The 16,248-nt window shown below is 69.2% G+C and carries 13 protein-coding genes and 1 pseudogene; 8 read left to right on the top strand and 6 right to left on the bottom strand.

Annotated features, from left to right (window positions below; genetic code table 11):
• The first annotated feature begins 452 nt into the window (after nucleotides 1-452).
• The 4 genes from OG338_RS29505 (at nucleotide 453) to OG338_RS29490 (ending at nucleotide 8,193) form a co-directional block, all read left to right on the top strand.
• Complete coding sequence (locus OG338_RS29505) at nucleotides 453-731, top strand: DUF3732 domain-containing protein (RefSeq protein ID WP_405940271.1); 279 nt, start codon at nucleotides 453-455, stop codon at nucleotides 729-731.
• 460 nt (nucleotides 732-1,191) lie between these two features.
• Nucleotides 1,192-1,749: a hypothetical protein gene (locus tag OG338_RS29500; protein ID WP_405940270.1), complete on the top strand. Its 558-nt coding sequence runs from the start codon at nucleotides 1,192-1,194 to the stop codon at nucleotides 1,747-1,749.
• Between the two features lie 43 nt (nucleotides 1,750-1,792).
• Nucleotides 1,793-4,279 (top strand): Helicase associated domain protein, encoded by a 2,487-nt coding sequence (locus OG338_RS29495; protein ID WP_405940269.1) that lies wholly within the window; start codon nucleotides 1,793-1,795, stop codon nucleotides 4,277-4,279.
• A gap of 482 nt (nucleotides 4,280-4,761) precedes the next feature.
• A complete protein-coding gene (locus OG338_RS29490) occupies nucleotides 4,762-8,193 on the top strand; it encodes a CARDB domain-containing protein (RefSeq protein WP_405940268.1) in 3,432 nt (1,143 codons plus the stop codon).
• Nucleotides 8,194-8,265: 72 nt separating this feature from the next.
• Here the strand turns inward: OG338_RS29490 and OG338_RS29485 are convergent, their stop codons facing one another.
• From OG338_RS29485 to OG338_RS29470, 4 genes are all read right to left on the bottom strand, one after another.
• On the bottom strand, nucleotides 8,266-9,360 hold the full coding sequence (locus OG338_RS29485) for a DUF4037 domain-containing protein (RefSeq protein WP_405940267.1): 1,095 nt from the start codon (nucleotides 9,358-9,360) through the stop codon (nucleotides 8,266-8,268).
• A 153-nt stretch (nucleotides 9,361-9,513) separates the two neighbouring features.
• The gene (locus OG338_RS29480; RefSeq protein ID WP_405940266.1) at nucleotides 9,514-10,008 is read right to left on the bottom strand and encodes a hypothetical protein; all 495 of its coding nucleotides are present in this window, start codon (nucleotides 10,006-10,008) and stop codon (nucleotides 9,514-9,516) included.
• Between the two features lie 67 nt (nucleotides 10,009-10,075).
• Nucleotides 10,076-10,894: a hypothetical protein gene (locus OG338_RS29475; protein ID WP_405940265.1), complete on the bottom strand. Its 819-nt coding sequence runs from the start codon at nucleotides 10,892-10,894 to the stop codon at nucleotides 10,076-10,078.
• Nucleotides 10,895-11,041: 147 nt separating this feature from the next.
• Nucleotides 11,042-11,881, bottom strand: a complete 840-nt coding sequence (locus tag OG338_RS29470; protein WP_405940264.1) for a maleylpyruvate isomerase N-terminal domain-containing protein — start codon at nucleotides 11,879-11,881, stop codon at nucleotides 11,042-11,044.
• A 151-nt stretch (nucleotides 11,882-12,032) separates the two neighbouring features.
• Between OG338_RS29470 and OG338_RS29465 the strand changes: the two genes are divergently transcribed.
• Both OG338_RS29465 and OG338_RS29460 read left to right on the top strand, forming a co-directional pair.
• Nucleotides 12,033-12,254, top strand: coding sequence for an e9imm peptide (locus OG338_RS29465; RefSeq protein ID WP_405940263.1), 222 nt, complete (start codon nucleotides 12,033-12,035; stop codon nucleotides 12,252-12,254).
• 45 nt (nucleotides 12,255-12,299) lie between these two features.
• Entirely contained in the window at nucleotides 12,300-12,845 is a 546-nt protein-coding gene (locus OG338_RS29460; protein WP_405940262.1) for a GNAT family N-acetyltransferase, read from the top strand.
• 56 nt (nucleotides 12,846-12,901) lie between these two features.
• Here OG338_RS29460 and OG338_RS29455 read toward each other — a convergent pair whose 3' ends face one another.
• Both OG338_RS29455 and OG338_RS29450 read right to left on the bottom strand, forming a co-directional pair.
• Complete coding sequence (locus OG338_RS29455) at nucleotides 12,902-13,642, bottom strand: class I SAM-dependent methyltransferase (protein WP_405940261.1); 741 nt, start codon at nucleotides 13,640-13,642, stop codon at nucleotides 12,902-12,904.
• Between the two features lie 49 nt (nucleotides 13,643-13,691).
• Nucleotides 13,692-13,949: pseudogene (locus OG338_RS29450) on the bottom strand (SAM-dependent methyltransferase); the annotation flags it as partial.
• 178 nt (nucleotides 13,950-14,127) lie between these two features.
• On the opposite strand from OG338_RS29450, the gene OG338_RS29445 reads away from it, so the two are divergent.
• Nucleotides 14,128-15,381 (top strand): glycosyltransferase family 4 protein, encoded by a 1,254-nt coding sequence (locus OG338_RS29445; protein WP_405940260.1) that lies wholly within the window; start codon nucleotides 14,128-14,130, stop codon nucleotides 15,379-15,381.
• Nucleotides 15,378-16,214, top strand: a complete 837-nt coding sequence (locus tag OG338_RS29440; protein ID WP_405940259.1) for a hypothetical protein — start codon at nucleotides 15,378-15,380, stop codon at nucleotides 16,212-16,214. The genes OG338_RS29445 and OG338_RS29440 overlap by 4 nt, the downstream gene beginning before the upstream one ends.
• The last annotated feature ends 34 nt before the right edge of the window (nucleotides 16,215-16,248 follow it).

Below are 16,248 nucleotides of genomic sequence, written 5' to 3'. Positions count from 1 at the left end.
TCGCTACGCGATGAGCAAGCGAAGCGCCGCGCTCCGCTTGGCGCACCCTTCCGCTTCGCTCCAGGGGCTAGGGGACACCGGCTCGCTTCGCTCCCCGGCCCGCGCGAAGCGCGGGCGTTCCCTCCGCTTCGCTCCGTGAACGCAGTGAACGGACCTCGCTCCGCGCCGCCTGACAGACGGCCGCTTTATGGCAGTGTGTCAGGGGTTCCGCTTCGCTCCACCCCGGCCCGTCCGCTCCACCCCGGCCCGTCCGCTTCGCTCCCGGGCAAGAACCCGCTACGCGGGCAGCCGGCTGTACGGAGTGAGCGGATTCGAATCCTGCCGGCTTCGAGTCCCAGCCAAGGCTATGCTTCATTTCTTGGTATGGATCCGAACTGGACCAACGGTATTCCCCCGCTGTAGCCCAGTTCAACAGGTAGGTTCGTCGGCCAGCAAAGCTGCGCGGTTACCCCATGCTCGACCAGTCGACCAAACCCTACTACCCCTCCAACATGGCAAAAGCACGAGCCCGGCCCGAAGACCTCGCCCTGGACGAAGACCGCGAGACGGTCACCCGCCTCCTCCAGCTCATGCACCAGGTCGTCACCGAACCCGCCCCCGACTTCCAGATCATCGTCAGCGACCACGCCGACCTGCCCCACACCTGGTACCAGGCACCCGTCCGCCACAACTGGCGCAACGGCGAAAAACTCATCCCCACCACCTGGCTCGCCACCAACCCCACCCCGTAACCGCCGCCATATACCGGGGATCACGGAACCTGCGCAGTACCCAACCAACCTGCACAGGCAAGCCCGGAGCCAAAAACACCCCAAGTCAAACGGCTGCCGCACCCAGAAACTGTGCAGCTTCAGCGAGCCACCCAACCAAAAACCTGCTCACCCAAACTACATAACACCACGTCAGAGGCACGGCCACTGCACAGATTCACCGACCCGCGACAGGTGGCCAAGTGCCATGCTCGCCTCACGTGAGAGGAGGCGGTTCAGCCCGCTTGGACGCCGCGGCGCCGTCAAGGCACAATCCTGTCCGCCGAAACCTCCTGCCCTCCGAGCACCCCAACAGCGCGCTGACTCGGCCCATGCACGTCTCCCCTCAGTGCCAGTCCGACGAGCGGGGAACTATACATAGATGCTCTAGCTATGCATAGTTAGTGGTAGAGTATGCGGAAGTCAGCCTGGAGGGGATCCCATGAAGGTGACCGTATTTCAGTTCGAAGGCACTCCAGAGGAGCTGGATGCCTCGCAGGTACTGAAGGAGTTGACCAATCACCCACGTGATGCCGTTGCGGTAGTTCCCAACGGCACCTGCGACAGCGGGACTCTGCCAGCCCGGGTTCCGGGAGTAGCTGACGAGGGACAGGAAACGGTGCGTCAGCTGCTGCTCCGCAGCCCGGCTCCCGGCCTGTTCGTCCGGTTCCTCGATGAGGCGACGCGGTGGGACAACGTCGGTGTCTACGGCATCAAGCGCAAGAACTCACTGCCCGACGCTCCCCTGGACTACAGCCGCTACCTGCGCCTGCGCCGGCAGGGATCCCAGTTCGGCGGCTTCGCCTACGTCTACGCGGAGTACAGCACCATCAACCTCCGGCTCAACCACAGCCAGCAGCAACTCGACGAGCTGGGCATCACCACCGCCCGGATACTCACCACCGGGCACCGCGAGTACCGCGTGAGCGTCAGCCTCACCGACGAAGTAAGCCTGACCGACGCCCTGCGGTTGGCCCAGATCGCCTACAGCGCCACTTAAGCCAGTCCCTCCGCAGCCTCCAGACTGACAAAGGACAGCTGACATGGACCTACGGCCTCACCAGCGACAGGCCGTCGACGCGATCCTCCGAGCCCTCGAACTTCCTGCCCAAGCGCTCATGCCTGAGCGAGGGCTGCGGACTCAGGTCGTAATGGCGACCGGATCTGGCAAGACCCTCGTGGCCGCCCGCATCGCCGAAGAGCTCCACACGGGCCGTGTGCTGGTGCTCGTGCCTTCCCTGGACCTGCTCGCCCAGACCGAGTCCGCGTGGCGCGAGGGAGGCCGCCGGGGGCCGATGATCGGGGTGTCCTCGCTGCGGGGTGAGGAGGTACCCTTCCCCAACACCACGGACGTGGACGAGCTGGTGGAGTGGACGCGGGGCCTGGACAAGGTGACCGTGTACGCCACGTACGCCAGCCTCGGTCTGGGCACGCTGGAGCGCGCGCACGCCGCCGGCCTTCCGGCCTGGGACCTGATCGTCGTGGACGAGGCCCACCGCGTTTCGGGCCGGATCGGGAAGCCTTGGGCCGTCGTCCACGACAACACCCGCATCCCTGCTCTGCGTCGGCTGTACATGACGGCCACGCCCCGGCTGTGGCAGCTGGACCAAGACAAAGCCGGCGCTCCCGGCGAGCTGGTCGCGAGCATGGAAGACGACCCCGAGGGCCCCTTCGGCAGCCGCTGCTTCACCTTGACCCTCTCGGAGGCCATCGACCGGGGCATCTGTGCCCCCTACCAGGTCGTCTGTGTGGACGTCACCGACACCGCCCTCCAGGCCGCGCAGCTCCTGGGCGCCGAGAACCGCTCGGCGGAGGTCCGTGGGACCCGGCTCGCGGCGCTCCAGACCGCCCTGGTGAAGGCGTCCGCTCAAGAGGGCTTCCGGCGCACGCTCGTCTTCCACCACATGGTCAAGGAAGCCGAAGCCTTCGCGGCCGGCCTCCCCGACATCGCCGCGCAGCTGCACGCCAACGACCCCGACCTGTATCCCAAGACGATCTGGGCAAACTGGCTGTGCGGAGACCACAAGCCGCTCCAGCGCCGCCGGCTGCTCGAAGAGTTCGCGGCGGGGATCGCCACGGACGGCACCGTGGTGGAGAAGTGCTTCCTGTGCTCGGTGAAGGTTCTGGGCGAGGGCGTCGACACCCGTAACTGCGACTCCGTGTATTGGGCGGACGTTCGCGGTTCGATGCCGGACTTGGTCCAGGCCGTGGGCCGGGCGCTGCGGATGCAGCCCGGCGAGGGGAAGGTGGCCTCGCTCGTGGTGCCAGTGCTGCTTGGGCTCGGGGAGACTGCGGACAACATGCTGACCTCTCGGGCGTTCGGCGGGCTGGCCAAGCTGCTGGAGGCGCTGCGGGCGCACGACGCGCGGATCGTGGAGAGCCTCGCGGAGCAGCAGGCCCCGAGCCGCTACAAGCCCGTCAGCGGCAAGAGCACGGGCGGGAGCGGCGAGGGTTCCGGAGGCATCAGCGCCCCCGCCAAGGCCCTACTGAAGTTCTCCACGCCCCGCGACCCGGCCGCCCTCGCCGCGTTCATCAACCTGCGGGTCCTCAACCCCGAGCACGAACACTGGCGGCGCGGCGTGGAGGCCGCGGTCATCTACGCCCTCGAACACGGCGACCTCCGCGTCCCGTTCACGTTCCGCGTGCCCGCCGCCGTCGACGGCCAGGAGACGGAGGGCGGGGCGTGGCCGGCCTCGCTCGCCGGCTTCCCGCTCGGGCAGTGGACCGCCGACGCCCGCCGGTTCTACGCCCGCGGCAACATGGACGCGGACCGCGTCGCGCAGTTGGAGAAGCTCGGCATGATCTGGTCGCACTTCGACGTCGCGTGGGAGGAGGGCCTGTCCGCCGCACGCGGGTGGGCAGCCGAACACGGGCACCTCCTGGCCCCCACCGACGCCGTCTTCCAAGGCGCGAAGGTTGGCATCTGGCTGAAGAACGCCCGAGCCGCAGCCCGCAGGGCCGCAGAGAACGAACAGCGGCGTACCGAGGGACTGCCGATCCAGTCGGTGACCGGCGCGCTGACGGACGAACGGCGCGAGCAGCTGGAGGACATCGACGCGTCCTGGTGCCCGAGCTGGCCAGTGACGTGGCAGCGGTCCTTCCACCTCGCGCGGATGCACCTGAACACCGGCGAGGCACTGCCCACCGAGGCGGGCGACGTCGTGCGCCAGGGCGAGGACCTCGGACGGTGGGTGCAGTCGGTCCGGCTCGGCTGGGACCAGCTCACCACCGTCCAGCAATGGATGTGCGAGCAGGTCCTCGGAATCGAGCCCGCCGGCCAGGATGAGAAGCCCAAGCGCCGTACGCAGGCCGACAAGTGGGCAATGCACTACGAGGCCGCCAAACAGTTCTACGAACGCGAAGGACACCTCCACGTCCCCCGGAAGCACGTCGAGCGGATCATCGGCGAGAACCAGGAGGAGCGGGAGCACAAGCTGGGTGCCTGGATCGGGAACCAGCGCTCCCGGGCGGCCACGCTGACACCGGAGCGGATGGAACTCCTGTCCGCGACCGGAATGCGATGGGCGTAAGGGTGGACGTCGTCGTCACCGCGGCCGACGCGCTCGCCGTTGGCTGTCCACTCGGGCTGCTGCGCCCGTAACAGCGGCTGGGCGGTCGTCTTCGGGTGGGTCTCCGTGCGACCGCGCGTCGCCGCTCGGCCAGAGACGGTGCATGCGGGCGACGTCCTGCGCGTCGATCACGATCCCTGTCAGTATCCGTTCCTCCAGCCTCAAGGACTTCGCCTGCTCGGCGCGCTCGCGCATGCCTGAAGGATGGGTTCCGCTTACCGGACGGTGCGTCACACCCAAGCACCGAGCGTCATAAAGCTGTCAGAGCCGTTGACAAAACTTTAACCTGTCAGAAATCTGTCTCCATGTAGCCGCAAAAGTTTGACTCATTCACTCAAAAATCCATCATCACCCTTCCTGGATGCGGGACTTCGCCCAACCTGTTCCATGCTCCACGACGGCCTCCCGCCTCTACCCCCGTCCCCCACCGAACAGAGGACAGCATGAGACGGAAGTCATCCGTCCGACGGCTGGTCACCGGGCTGCTCGCAGCCTGTCTGATCCCCCTTGGACTCCTTCCCGCCACGGCGCACGCCGCCGCGCCCCGGGGCGTCGCCGCCGGGACCAACCTCGCCCTGGGCCGTCCGGCCACCGCCAGCGGTGCCAACGGCGAGTACGGCGCGGGCAACGTCACCGACGGGAACCAGGCCAGCTATTGGGAGGGTCCCGCCGGATCCTTCCCGCAGTGGGTCCGTGTCGACCTCGGCGCCAGGACGTCCGTCAACGAGGTCACCCTCAAGCTCCCCACGACGTGGGAGGCACGCGACGAGACGCTCACCGTGCAGGGCAGCACCGACGGCGACACCTGGAACACTCTCTCCGGCTCTGCCAAGCGCACCTTCACCCCCGCCGACGCCGGCGCCGTGACCGTCGGCTTCGACGCCGCGGACGTCCGGTACGTCCGGGTGCAGGTCACCGCCAACAGTGGCTGGCAGGCCGCGCAGCTCTCGGAGCTGGAGGTCCGCGGTGAGGGCGGCGGAAGCGACCCGGATGACCCGGGTGACCCCGGCACCCCGCCCACCGGCACCAACCTCGCCAAGGGCAAGCCCGTCGAGGCCAACGGCTACGTCCACACCTTCGTCCCGGCCAACGCCAACGACGGGGACGTGAACACGTACTGGGAGTCCGCCGGACTGCCGGGGCAGCTCACCGTGAAGCTCGGCGCCGACGCGGAGCTCTCCGCCGTCGTCGTCAAGCTCAACCCCGACGCCTTGTGGGGCGCACGGACGCAGGCGATCGAGGTGAGCGGCCGCGGCCAGAGCGCCTCCGCCTTCACCACGCTCAAGGCGCGCGCGAACTACGACTTCAGCCCGGCGGGGAACAAGAACACCGTGACCATCCCGGTCTCCGGCCGCGCGGCCGATCTCCGGCTCGCGCTCAGCGCCAACTCCGGTGCTCCCGGCGGCCAGATCGCCGAGATCGAGGTCGTCGGCACCGCCGCGCCCAACCCCGATCTCACGCTCACCGACCTGAGCTGGACGCCCGCCTCCCCGTCCGAGAAGGACGCGGTGAGCGTCAAGGCCACCGTCCGTAACGCCGGCACGGCCGCTTCCCCGGCCACCACCGTCGCCGTCAGTCTGGACGGCACCATCGCGGGCACCGCCGCCGTCGGCGCGCTCGCCGCCGGCGCCTCGGCGACCGTCACTGTGGACACCGGCAAGCACCCGCAGGGCTCCTACGCGGTCTCCGCCGTCGTGGACCCGGACAACACCGTCGTGGAGCAGGACGACAGCAACAACAGCCGGGCGGGCGCCGAGCCGCTCGTCGTCGAGCAGAGTCCCGGACCCGACCTCCAGGTCACCGGTATCGCCACCAATCCGGACAGCCCGGCGAGCGGGGCGAGCGTCAGCTTCACGGTCACCGTGAAGAACCGCGGCACGAGCGCCGTCGCGGCCGGCACCGTCACCCGGCTGACGGCCGGGACGACCACGCTCGACGGCACCACCCCCGCCGTCGCTGCGGGCGCCTCCGTCCAGGTGCCGATATCCGGTACGTGGACGGCGACCGACGGCGGCGCGACGCTCAGCGCGAGCGCCGACGCGACGAACACCGTCGCCGAGACCGACGAGAACAACAACACCTTCGCCCGCTCGATCGTCGTCGGCCGGGGCGCCGCCGTGCCGTACACCGAGTACGAGGCCGAGAACGGCACGTACACCGGCAAGCTCCTCACCACCGATGCCGAGCGCACCTTCGGCCACACCAACTTCGCCACGGAGTCCAGTGGGCGCAAGTCGGTGCGGCTCGACAACACCGGTGAGTACGTCGAGTTCACCTCCACCAACCCGACCAACTCGATCGTGGTGCGCAACTCCATTCCGGACGCCGCCGCGGGCGGCGGGCAGGCCGCGACGCTCAGCCTCTACGCCGACGGAGAGTTCGTCCGCAAGCTCGACCTCTCCTCGAAGCACTCGTGGCTGTACGGCACGACCGACGACCCCGAGGGTCTGACCAACACCCCCGGCGGGGACGCCCGGCGCCTCTTCGACGAGTCGAACGCGCTGCTCGCCCAGACCTATCCGGTGGGCACCAAGTTCCGGCTGCAGCGCGACGCCGGGGACTCTGCGGCCTTCTACATCGTGGACCTGGTCGACCTGGAGCAGGTCGCCCCGGCTAAGGCGAAGCCCGCCGAGTGCACCTCGATCACCGAGTACGGCGCCGTCCCCAACGACGGCATCGATGACACCGACGCCCTCCAGCGCGCCGTCATGGCGGACCAGGCCGGGCAGATCTCCTGCGTCTGGATCCCGGCCGGGCAGTGGCGCCAGGAGCAGAAGATCCTCACCCCGGACCCGCAGCACCGCGGCCAGTACAACCAGGTCGGCATCAAGAACGTGCGGATCGTGGGCGCCGGCATGTGGTATTCGCAGCTCTACACCCTCACCCAGCCGCAGGACGCCGGCGGCATCAACCACCCGCACGAGGGCAACTTCGGCTTCGACATCGACGACAACACGCAAATCTCCGACCTCGCCATCTTCGGCTCCGGACGCATCCGCGGCGGCGACGGCAACGCGGAGGGCGGCGTCGGCATCAACGGGCGCCTCGGGAAGAACACCAAGATCTCCAACGTGTGGATCGAGCACGCCAACGTCGGGGTCTGGGTGGGCCGCGACTACTCCAACATCCCCGAGCTGTGGGGGCCGGGCGACGGCCTGGAGTTCAGCGGGATGCGAATCCGCGACACGTACGCGGACGGCATCAACTTCACCAACGGCACCCGCAATTCGACCGTCTACAACTCGTCCTTCCGCAACACCGGCGACGACTCGCTCGCCGTCTGGTCGAGCAAGTACGTCAAGGACACCTCGGTCGACGTCGGCTCCAACAACCACTTCCGCAACAACACGGTGCAACTGCCCTGGCGGGCCAACGGAATCGCGATCTACGGCGGCTTCGGGAACACCATCGAGAACAACGTCGTCTCCGACACGATGAACTACCCGGGCATCATGCTCGCCACCGACCACGACCCGATCCCCTTCAGCGGCCAGACGCTCATCGCGGGCAACACGCTGAACCGCACCGGCGGGGCGTTCTGGAACGAGGACCAGGAGTTCGGCGCCATCACGCTCTTCGCGCAGGCGACGAACATCCCCGGTGTCACCATCCGGGACACCGACATCCTCGACTCGACGTACGACGGCATCCAGTTCAAGACGGGTGGCGGCCAGTACACCGGGACGAAGATCACCGATGTACGCATCGACAAGTCGAACAACGGCTCCGGCATCCTCGCGATGAGCGGTGCCCGCGGTGACGCGACCCTGTCCAACGTGACGATTTCGAACTCGCGCGACGGGGACCTGCTCGTCGAGCCGGGCTCGCAGTTCACCTTCACTGGCAGCCCGACGAAGGGAGCCGCCAAGCGCTGACCGCACACGCTCGTGGCCCCGCCCGCGTCTCCTCAGGGGGAAGCGGGCGGGGCCCTGTGCCATGGGCGCCTTCTACGGCAGGGCCGTTACGTGAGTGGCAGCGCGGGCGAGGTTCGGGCGGCTGAGGATCTCGGTGCTGTCGATGAACTGGTCGACGGCGCCGGCCGGTGGCAGGGCGAGGACGGCCGGGTCGGTGATTCGGGCGGTCAGGGCACCGGCGAAGCGTTCGGCGTGCAGGACCTGGAACGGCCTGTTGTGGTACGGACGTGTCGTGGGGTCGACGGGGTCACTGAGGCCCAAGCGGTTGTGCGCCGTCGCGACGGTCTCGTACGCACGGGCAAGATACTGCTCGCGGGTGTGCCAGTCGGTCGCGGCGAGGGCGGCGGTGAGCACCGGCGTAAGGGCCGGCCCCTGAGGGGTGAGGGCGAAGGCACTGCCGAGCCATTTGCCGTACGGCGGGTAGCGGCGGTCCATGAGCAGGCAGAGCCGCATCAGGTCGCGCACCAGCCGGGCGGCGACGACGGCGGAGCCGAGTTCGTCCCCCACCTCGCCGCAGCGCCCGACGAAGGCTTCCTCCTGGGAGATGCGCCGCCACTGGCAGGCCAGGAGGTACCGCCAGAGGTCGTCGGGGTACCAGCCGAGGGCGGTCCGGACCGGTGCGAGTTGGCCGAGGCCGTCGTGGAAGATCTCACCGGCCGTGACCTCGGCGAGGCGCTGGGCGGGGGTGGCCAGCCAGTCCGCCAGGGTGACGCCCTTGCCCGGGTCGAAGCCCAGTCGCTCGGTGAACCAGGTGCCGGCGTCCGTGACCGTCACCCGGTGATGCACCGGTCCCCCAGTCTCCCGCATGACCCCGATGCCGGCGTCGCCGTTCTCGGCGAAGTGCGTCGGGTAGCCGCGGAACGTCTTCGGCAGGTGCTCGGAGAGCAACGCGGTGATGTCCGCCGCGTGTCGGGCGACGTCCTGCGGGTACAGGAATACCTCCAGCCGGGGTCCCCACTCGTGGTCGGCGGAACGGGCGGTGTCGAACCCGAGGACTTCCGAACCGCTGCCGAGGCGGGCGGCGGAGTGCGCCAGCCCGGGCACGGCCTCGTCCAGCAGTGGCCGCACCGCTTCCACGTAGAAGCGGCGTGAGAGTTGCAGTCCGGGAAGGAAGGGGGGTGTGGTCATGGCGTCGAGGGTGCCGCACCAGCGGCGACCGGTCGAAGGCATTTCCGCGCCGGCAGGGTGTTGATGCCGTTGGGTACGCTCCTCGCCCCTGTTCCGGACGGCGGCACGGGTCACCGAAGGCGGCGCGTGGCGACCTTCCTCCGAGCGGCCTGGTCAAGGCATTTCGAGTTCGGGAAAGGAGAAGAAGCCGCTGATGGCCCGCACCGTTCGTTCCTCGTCGTCCTCCCGGTCGAGATCCGCCGTCGGCCCGGTCAGATGGGCCGCCGTGAGGGCGGGCAGCAGCAGATCGGGCTCCTCGCCCGCGCGGTAGTACAGGGTCTCGAAGCTGAAGTCCGTGATCAGACGTCCGTCGCGGTAGTACTGGAACGCGGGCCCGTGGGCCTTCGCCCAGCACGGCTCGGTCACGAAAACACCGAGTTCGCCGCCGGCCGGGCAGAGCCGTCCGTAATCGGCGAGCCCGTACTCGCCGCTCTCCCAGCTGAACATGTCGTGCATCACCAGGCCCCAGTCGGCTCCCCCGCCGTACGCGAGTGGCATGCGCTGCTGGTCGAGGAGTCCTCGTACGAGTGTGTCCAGGGGCAGCCCTCGGAAGAAGACGACGTTGGTCTCGTCGTGGTGCGGGAGCGCGCGGTGTATCCAATGCGTCATACAGTGCACCCTAGACGCGCCCACTGACACAGCCTCGCGGCCGCGAGTCGTCGCGGCCAGGGCGTGGTCAGGGCAGCGGAAGTGTGAACGTATAGGCGCGCTGTGCGTCGCATCCCTGGCACGCGCCCACGAACCGGGCCAGGAGGTGTTCGCCCTCCTCGTGCACGACGTTGCGCCAGGAGCATCGGAACTCCCCGCATGTGCAGTTCCGTTGAGCGATGTCCGAGAGCGCGGACAGGGTTGAGTCGTGGCCCGCCTCGGCGATCGGGGACAGCGGGGCGGCCTCCGCGTCCGCACCGTGCAGCAACTGCCGGGGGCGGCACCACAGCACGATCGCGTGGCTGCGGAGTCCCCTTCCCGCGCACTCCACGCACTTTCCGGGACCGGCGTTGTTCGCGATACACCAGCAGCGTTCGTAACGCCTCTCGTACGGACGGCCTTCGCAGGTCAAGCACACACCCCAGCCATGGCAGTCGTCGCACAGCACCCCATCGGCCGTGCTGCGCGTGAACGACGGTTGCCCGAGCCTCAGTTCGGGGTACGTCACCGGTGTCCACCCGGTGAGAGCGACGAGCCCGGACCGACCGCCCTCGTACACCCGCACCTCGAACTCTTCGCGCCGAGCCGTCGCCCAGCTCTCCCCGTCCTGGTCCGTCACGTCTTGGTGCACCGCCCAGCCGGCCTCGGTGAAGGCGGTCAGGGTCTCTTCGAGCTTCGAGGGCGAAGGGTGGCCTTCCCAGCCCAGCCCGATGAGGAACAGGGCACGGAATCCGACCGGTTCGGGGTCGAGGAGCCGTACGGCATCACTCCACTCACGGACGACCGTCGGACCGTGGTCCGGGCGCAGGGCCGACGCGATGTCCAGCAGGGCCCCCTTGAGCCACATGGCACCGCTCGTAAGGCCGGGCGCGCCCCGGTCCCTGTGTTCACCGGTCGTGTCGGGCATGGTGGTGTCGGTTCGCTTCCGCTCGGAGAACTACCTGATGGGTTCGACCGTGTTACAGGCCGGGCCGGGCCGGCGCTCACCGCGTGTTCAGGGGCTGGCGACGAGTTGGCCGAGTCGCATGGCCAGCCACGGTTTACGGCCGCCGGCCCGCATCCGGCCCGTCGCGACCGCCAGCCAGATGGGGGTGCGCCGGAAGGAGACCAGGAGGAAGGTGGCCGGGGCCGCGGTGATCCGGCAGTCGTAGGTGCGCGGCGGGGCGTCGCGGGTGACCTGCACCGTTCCGTCGTCCACGACGACCGCGAGGTTCGGGCCGCCCTTGATCGCGACGTCGAAGGCGATGCGTACGCCTTTCGCCTTCGCTGTGTCGAGGGCTGCCGTCATCATCGTCGGCATCGACTGCCCCAGGACGAGGCGGGCCTCGTCGTCGCCGATCAGCCACGGGAGGCGGGCTCCGCGCGCGATGTCCAGGCCGTGGACAAGGGTCTCGCTGAACATCAGGCCGGTCAGCGTCGCCAGGGTGAACGGCACCTCTTCGTACCAGGGCGAGGCCACGGGGGTGTCCGGGGCCAGGCCCTCGGTGACCCGCAGGAACGTCTCGCTTCGCTCGGCGATGAAGTCCGGTGCCTGCGCGCGTTGTTCGTCCTGGAACAGGGTCAGGGAGCGCTCGTTCATGGCCGTGATCCGCTCGGCGAACGTGCCTTCGCCGGGCGGCAGGACGTCACCCCGGTCCATCGCGTCGTCGGGCGAGACGAGGGAGGTGTACGCGAGGTATACGGCCGCCAGGTGGGTGCCGACGTCGCCGACCGTCCATTCGGGGACACCCGATGCCGCGTCCGGGTCAGGCACGTCACGTAGCAGCGCGACCAGGCGTGAGACTGCGGCGGCCAGTGCGGCGCGGGTCTGCTCGTGCTCGGTTACGGTGTCCATACCACTCCCCCAGGTCGTGAACGAAGCCGAAGATTACCGCTCGGTAGTCTCACGGCAACACCCCTTGCACGTCACCGCCTCCTCGGCGGGGTGCTCCGGGCGATGGCCGGCCGCGTTACGGTGCTCCGGGCGGAAGGGCCAGGTGAGTGCAATGGAGTTGAGCCGCGCGGAGGCTGTCGCGCTCATTCAGCGCATCATGGACGCGGACTACGCCTCCGATGACGAGATGGCGGAGTCCCTGGAGAGGCTCGACAAGGCCCTGGTATGTCCCTCCGGTCACGTCGGTGACTTGATCTACTGGCCTCCGGAGCGAGAGCTTTCGGCCGAAGAAGTGGTCGATCGGGCCCTGGCCTATCGGCCGATCGCTTTGTGAGCCGGGGCCTGGGGGGGCTGACCACGATGGAGACCTGGGAGAGACATGTTTCCTGAGACAGCGCTGCATACCGAACGACTGCTCCTTCGCCCGTTCGACAGCAGCGACATCCCCGACGTCCAGGCCAGTTGCTCGGATTCACTCACCCTGCAATGGCTGCCTCTCCCCCGGCCCTACACCCTGGAGGACGCCACGTCCTGGTGTACGAAAGTGGCGCCGGCCCTCCATGAATCCGGTGACGGCATCCACTTCGCGGTCACCGACTGCCGTGCGGGACGGCTGATGGGCACCGTTGGACTGAAAAAGACCGACTGGCGGGCCCGGACAAGCGAGGTCGGATACTGGATCTCTCCCTGGGGGCGTGGAAACGGCATCGCCGTCGAAGCCACTCGGGCAGTGGCACGGTGGCTTCTGACCGAGCAGCAGTTCCAGCGGCTGGAGCTGCGCGCCGCGACCGGCAACGCCGCTTCTCAGAAGGTCGCGATCCGGGCCGGATTCCGCCGCGAAGGCATCCTGCGCAATGCGGGCTTCGTTCACACGGGACGCGTCGACCTCGTTCTGTTCTCCCTGTTGCCCGACGACTTCGAGTGAGGGTGGGCCTCCGTTGGCCGTTCGGTGAGGGCCGGGCCTGCCGTGAGGCTTACGGCTTACGGTTTGTGGGTCACCCAGAGTGCTTCCGCCGGCCAGTGGTGGGCCCAGTCGGGTGGGTCCGTCTTGTTGTAGCCGTTGGCCGCTTCGGGGGCGGGGCGTGGTTCGATGAGGTCGTCGATGACGAGGTCCGCGCCGCGTAGGACCCTGATCCAGTCGCCGTAGGTGAGCTGGTAGCTGGTGGCGCCCTGGTCCTCATCGATGGTGTCCAGGCCGAAGTAGTCCCGTTGCAGCGTCGTGGTCGCGCGGCTGGTCGCTTCGTCGTAGCAGGCTTCGAACCAGGGGCTGGCGACGTTGAACACCAGGCGCCCGCCGCGCCGCAGTACGCGTGCGGCCTGCGGTACGGCGAGGTGCGGGGGTGCCCAGCTGAGCCCGCCGTAGTCGCAGAACACCAGGTCGAAGGTGTCGGCGGCGAACGGGAGGTGTTCGGCGGCGCCCTGCACCAGCGGGTAGCGGGCCGCCCCCATCGTGCGAGCCGCGGCGGCGAGCTGCTGTTCGGACAGGTCGAAGCCGACCACCGCGGCGCCCTCGGCGGCGAGTGCCCTGGACCACTGGCCGGCGCCGCAGCCGAGTTCCAGGACGCGCTTGCCGGTGACGTCGCCCAGCGCTCGCAGGTGCGCGTCGGGGATGGCGTACGTGCCCCACAAGCGGGGCGTCGCGCCGATCCGCGCATCGTGTTTGTGCTGGTAGGCGCTGCTGATCTGATTCCAGAAACGCCTGTTGCCGGAGATGCTGTCCACGTACCGACCCAAGCACCGCTGCTGGGGGCGGTCAACGTGGTTGTGCCGGTCAGCTCGTACGGAACAGGGCCGTCCAAAGAAATCCGGCGCCGAAGTGGGGCGCGTCGGGTGGCTCGTCCCGCATGCGGCGCAGTTCGACTTCCATGAGATCGGAGAAGATCCGGCGCAGTGATTCCGGGGTGTAGGCGAGGCCGCCTTGCAGCCGGCGTTCGCGGTAGAGATCCGCGTCGGCGAGCTCGGAGCCCATTCCGTCCTCACCGGCCGCGAAGCAGGTCAGGGTGAGGTGGCCGCCGGGGGTCAGGACGCGGCGACCTGTCGGCGTTGAGCCGTGCGCCGAGAGCCCTGAAGGGGCTGTGCCCAGCCGCGCCGGGCGGCAGAGGTTCCCCGCAGAAAAGGTGCCCCATCTGTCCAGTCCGGCAAGGATGTTGGCCGGTGGCGGGCGGACTGAGGGCAACCTTTCGTCTGGGGTGGTCGTCCTGTACTGCATGAGAATCTCCTTCCTCATACACAACGCGTACGCGATCGGAGGGACGATCACCACCACGTTCAACCTGGCTCGCGCACTGGCTGATCGGCACGAGGTGGAGGTCATCTCCGTGCTCCGGAACCGGGAGCGCCCGAGCATCGCACTCGATCCGCGGGTGCGGTTACGGCCCCTGGTGGATCTGCGGCACGAGAGGGACGATCCGCGACACCTCACACCGGCGAGGGTTTTCCCCGCGTCGGAGTACCGCTACGGCGAGTACAGCGCGCTGACCGATGAGCGTATCGGCGAGGCGCTCGCCTCGCTCGACGCCGATGTCGTCGTGGGGACGCGGCCCGGGCTCAATGTCCACCTGGCGCTCCACGGGCCCGCGCGGTCGGTGCGGGTCGGGCAGGAGCACCTCGCGCACGACCATCACCCCCCGCGATTGCGCAGGGCGCTGCGTCGGGCCTATCCGCGGCTGGACGCGATCACCCCCGTGACGGAGGCCGACTCGGCCGTCTACCGGCGCCGGATGCGGCTGCCGGGTGTGCGTGTGGAGGCGCTGCCCAACAGTGTGCCCGCCCCGGTCCTCGCACCGGCGGACGGCCGGGGGCGCATCGTGGTGGCCGCCGGGCGGCTGGCGCCGGTGAAGCGGTTCGACCTGTTGGTCGATGCCTTCGCCGCGGTCGTGGCGGCGTATCCCGAGTGGCAGTTGCGCATCTACGGCAGGGGCGAGGAGCGGGAGCGGCTGCGCGCGCTCATCGACCGGCTCGGGTTGTACAACAACGTCTTCCTGATGGGTGCGGTGTCCCCGATGGAGGCCGAGTGGGTCAAGGGGTCGATCGCGGCGGTGACCTCGGGTTTCGAGTCCTTCGGCATGACCATCGTCGAGGCGATGCGCTGCGGGTTGCCCGTCGTGAGCACCGACTGTGCCTACGGCCCGGGTGAGATCATCGCCGACGGGGAGGACGGCCGGCTGGTGCCCGTCGGAGACCGGGACGCGTTGGCCGGCGCCCTGCTGGACCTCGTCGGCGATGACGAGCTGCGCCGCCGTATGGGGCGTAACGCGGTGGTGAATTCCCGGCGTTACGGCCCCGTCCCCGTCGTGGCCCGGGCGGAAGGGCTGTTCGAGGAGTTGCTGGCCGCCCGGCGTGAGGGCCGGGCGGTGGCCGGGTCCGGCCGCACCTTGGCGAGCAGCGGTTTCGCGGCCAGGGACACGATGCTCATCGCGGCCGGCAGTGTCATGAGGGCCGCGCGGAAGGCGCGGCGATGAGTGGCGACGGTGTGAACGGGCTGATGGAGAAGCCTCGTGGCGCGGTGACGGTGCGGGACGGAGGGTGTCTGCTCGTACGTGTCCGGCTGCCCCTGCCCGCCTCGGCGCGGCCGCGGCTGCTGCTTCAGCCGCGCCCGAAGAAGGGGCGGCCGGAGGAGGCCGGGCGCTCGCTCGTACTGGAGCCTGTGGGGCCGGACGAGTGGCAGACCGTATTGGAGGCCGCTCCCTCCCTTGAGGAAGGGCGCTGGGATGCCTATGTCGTGACCGGGCCGGGTGAGGAGCGTGTGCCGTTGCTGCCCGGCCTGCGCGATCTGCGCGGGCTGGTGTCCGGTGGGGATGCCGTACGGGGCGGGCCGGTGGCGGTCCGTATCCCGTATGCGACGAAGGACGGCCGGCTCGCCATACGGGCCTGGCGGCGCGCCACGCACGCGGAGGCCGGCCGGATCACCGTCGGGTCGGGCGCGATGGCCGTAATGGCGCGGCTGTACGGTGCCGGGCTGGGCGAGGGCGCGGAGGTGTCGCTGATCCGGCGCGGGCGGGAGTCCGCGATGGCGCGGTTCGCGCTGAGCGCCGAGGGGGACCGGGATTTCTCGTTCACGGTGGATTACGCGGACCTCCTGGCGGAAGCGGTGGGCGGTGCACCGGCGGTCTGGGACGTGTTCGTCCACCCGTGCGCCGGTGCTCCGCGGGTGCGGGTCGCCCGGCTGCTGGACGACGTCGCGGACCGGAAGACGGTGTTCGTCTACCCGGCAACCACGCTGGGAGGGGTGTCGGTGCGCCCGTACTACACCCTCGACAACGACCTCTCGGTGGAGGTCGCACCGCGGCATTGACGGTGCACGTGCCTCGTTCCCGGGGGCTCACCGG

Origin of the sequence: Streptomyces sp. NBC_00726 (assembly GCF_045161735.1) — a bacterium.
In the GTDB taxonomy this organism is placed as follows: Bacteria; Actinomycetota; Actinomycetes; order Streptomycetales; family Streptomycetaceae; genus Streptomyces.
This window is presented reverse-complemented; position numbering and strand designations above follow the sequence as displayed.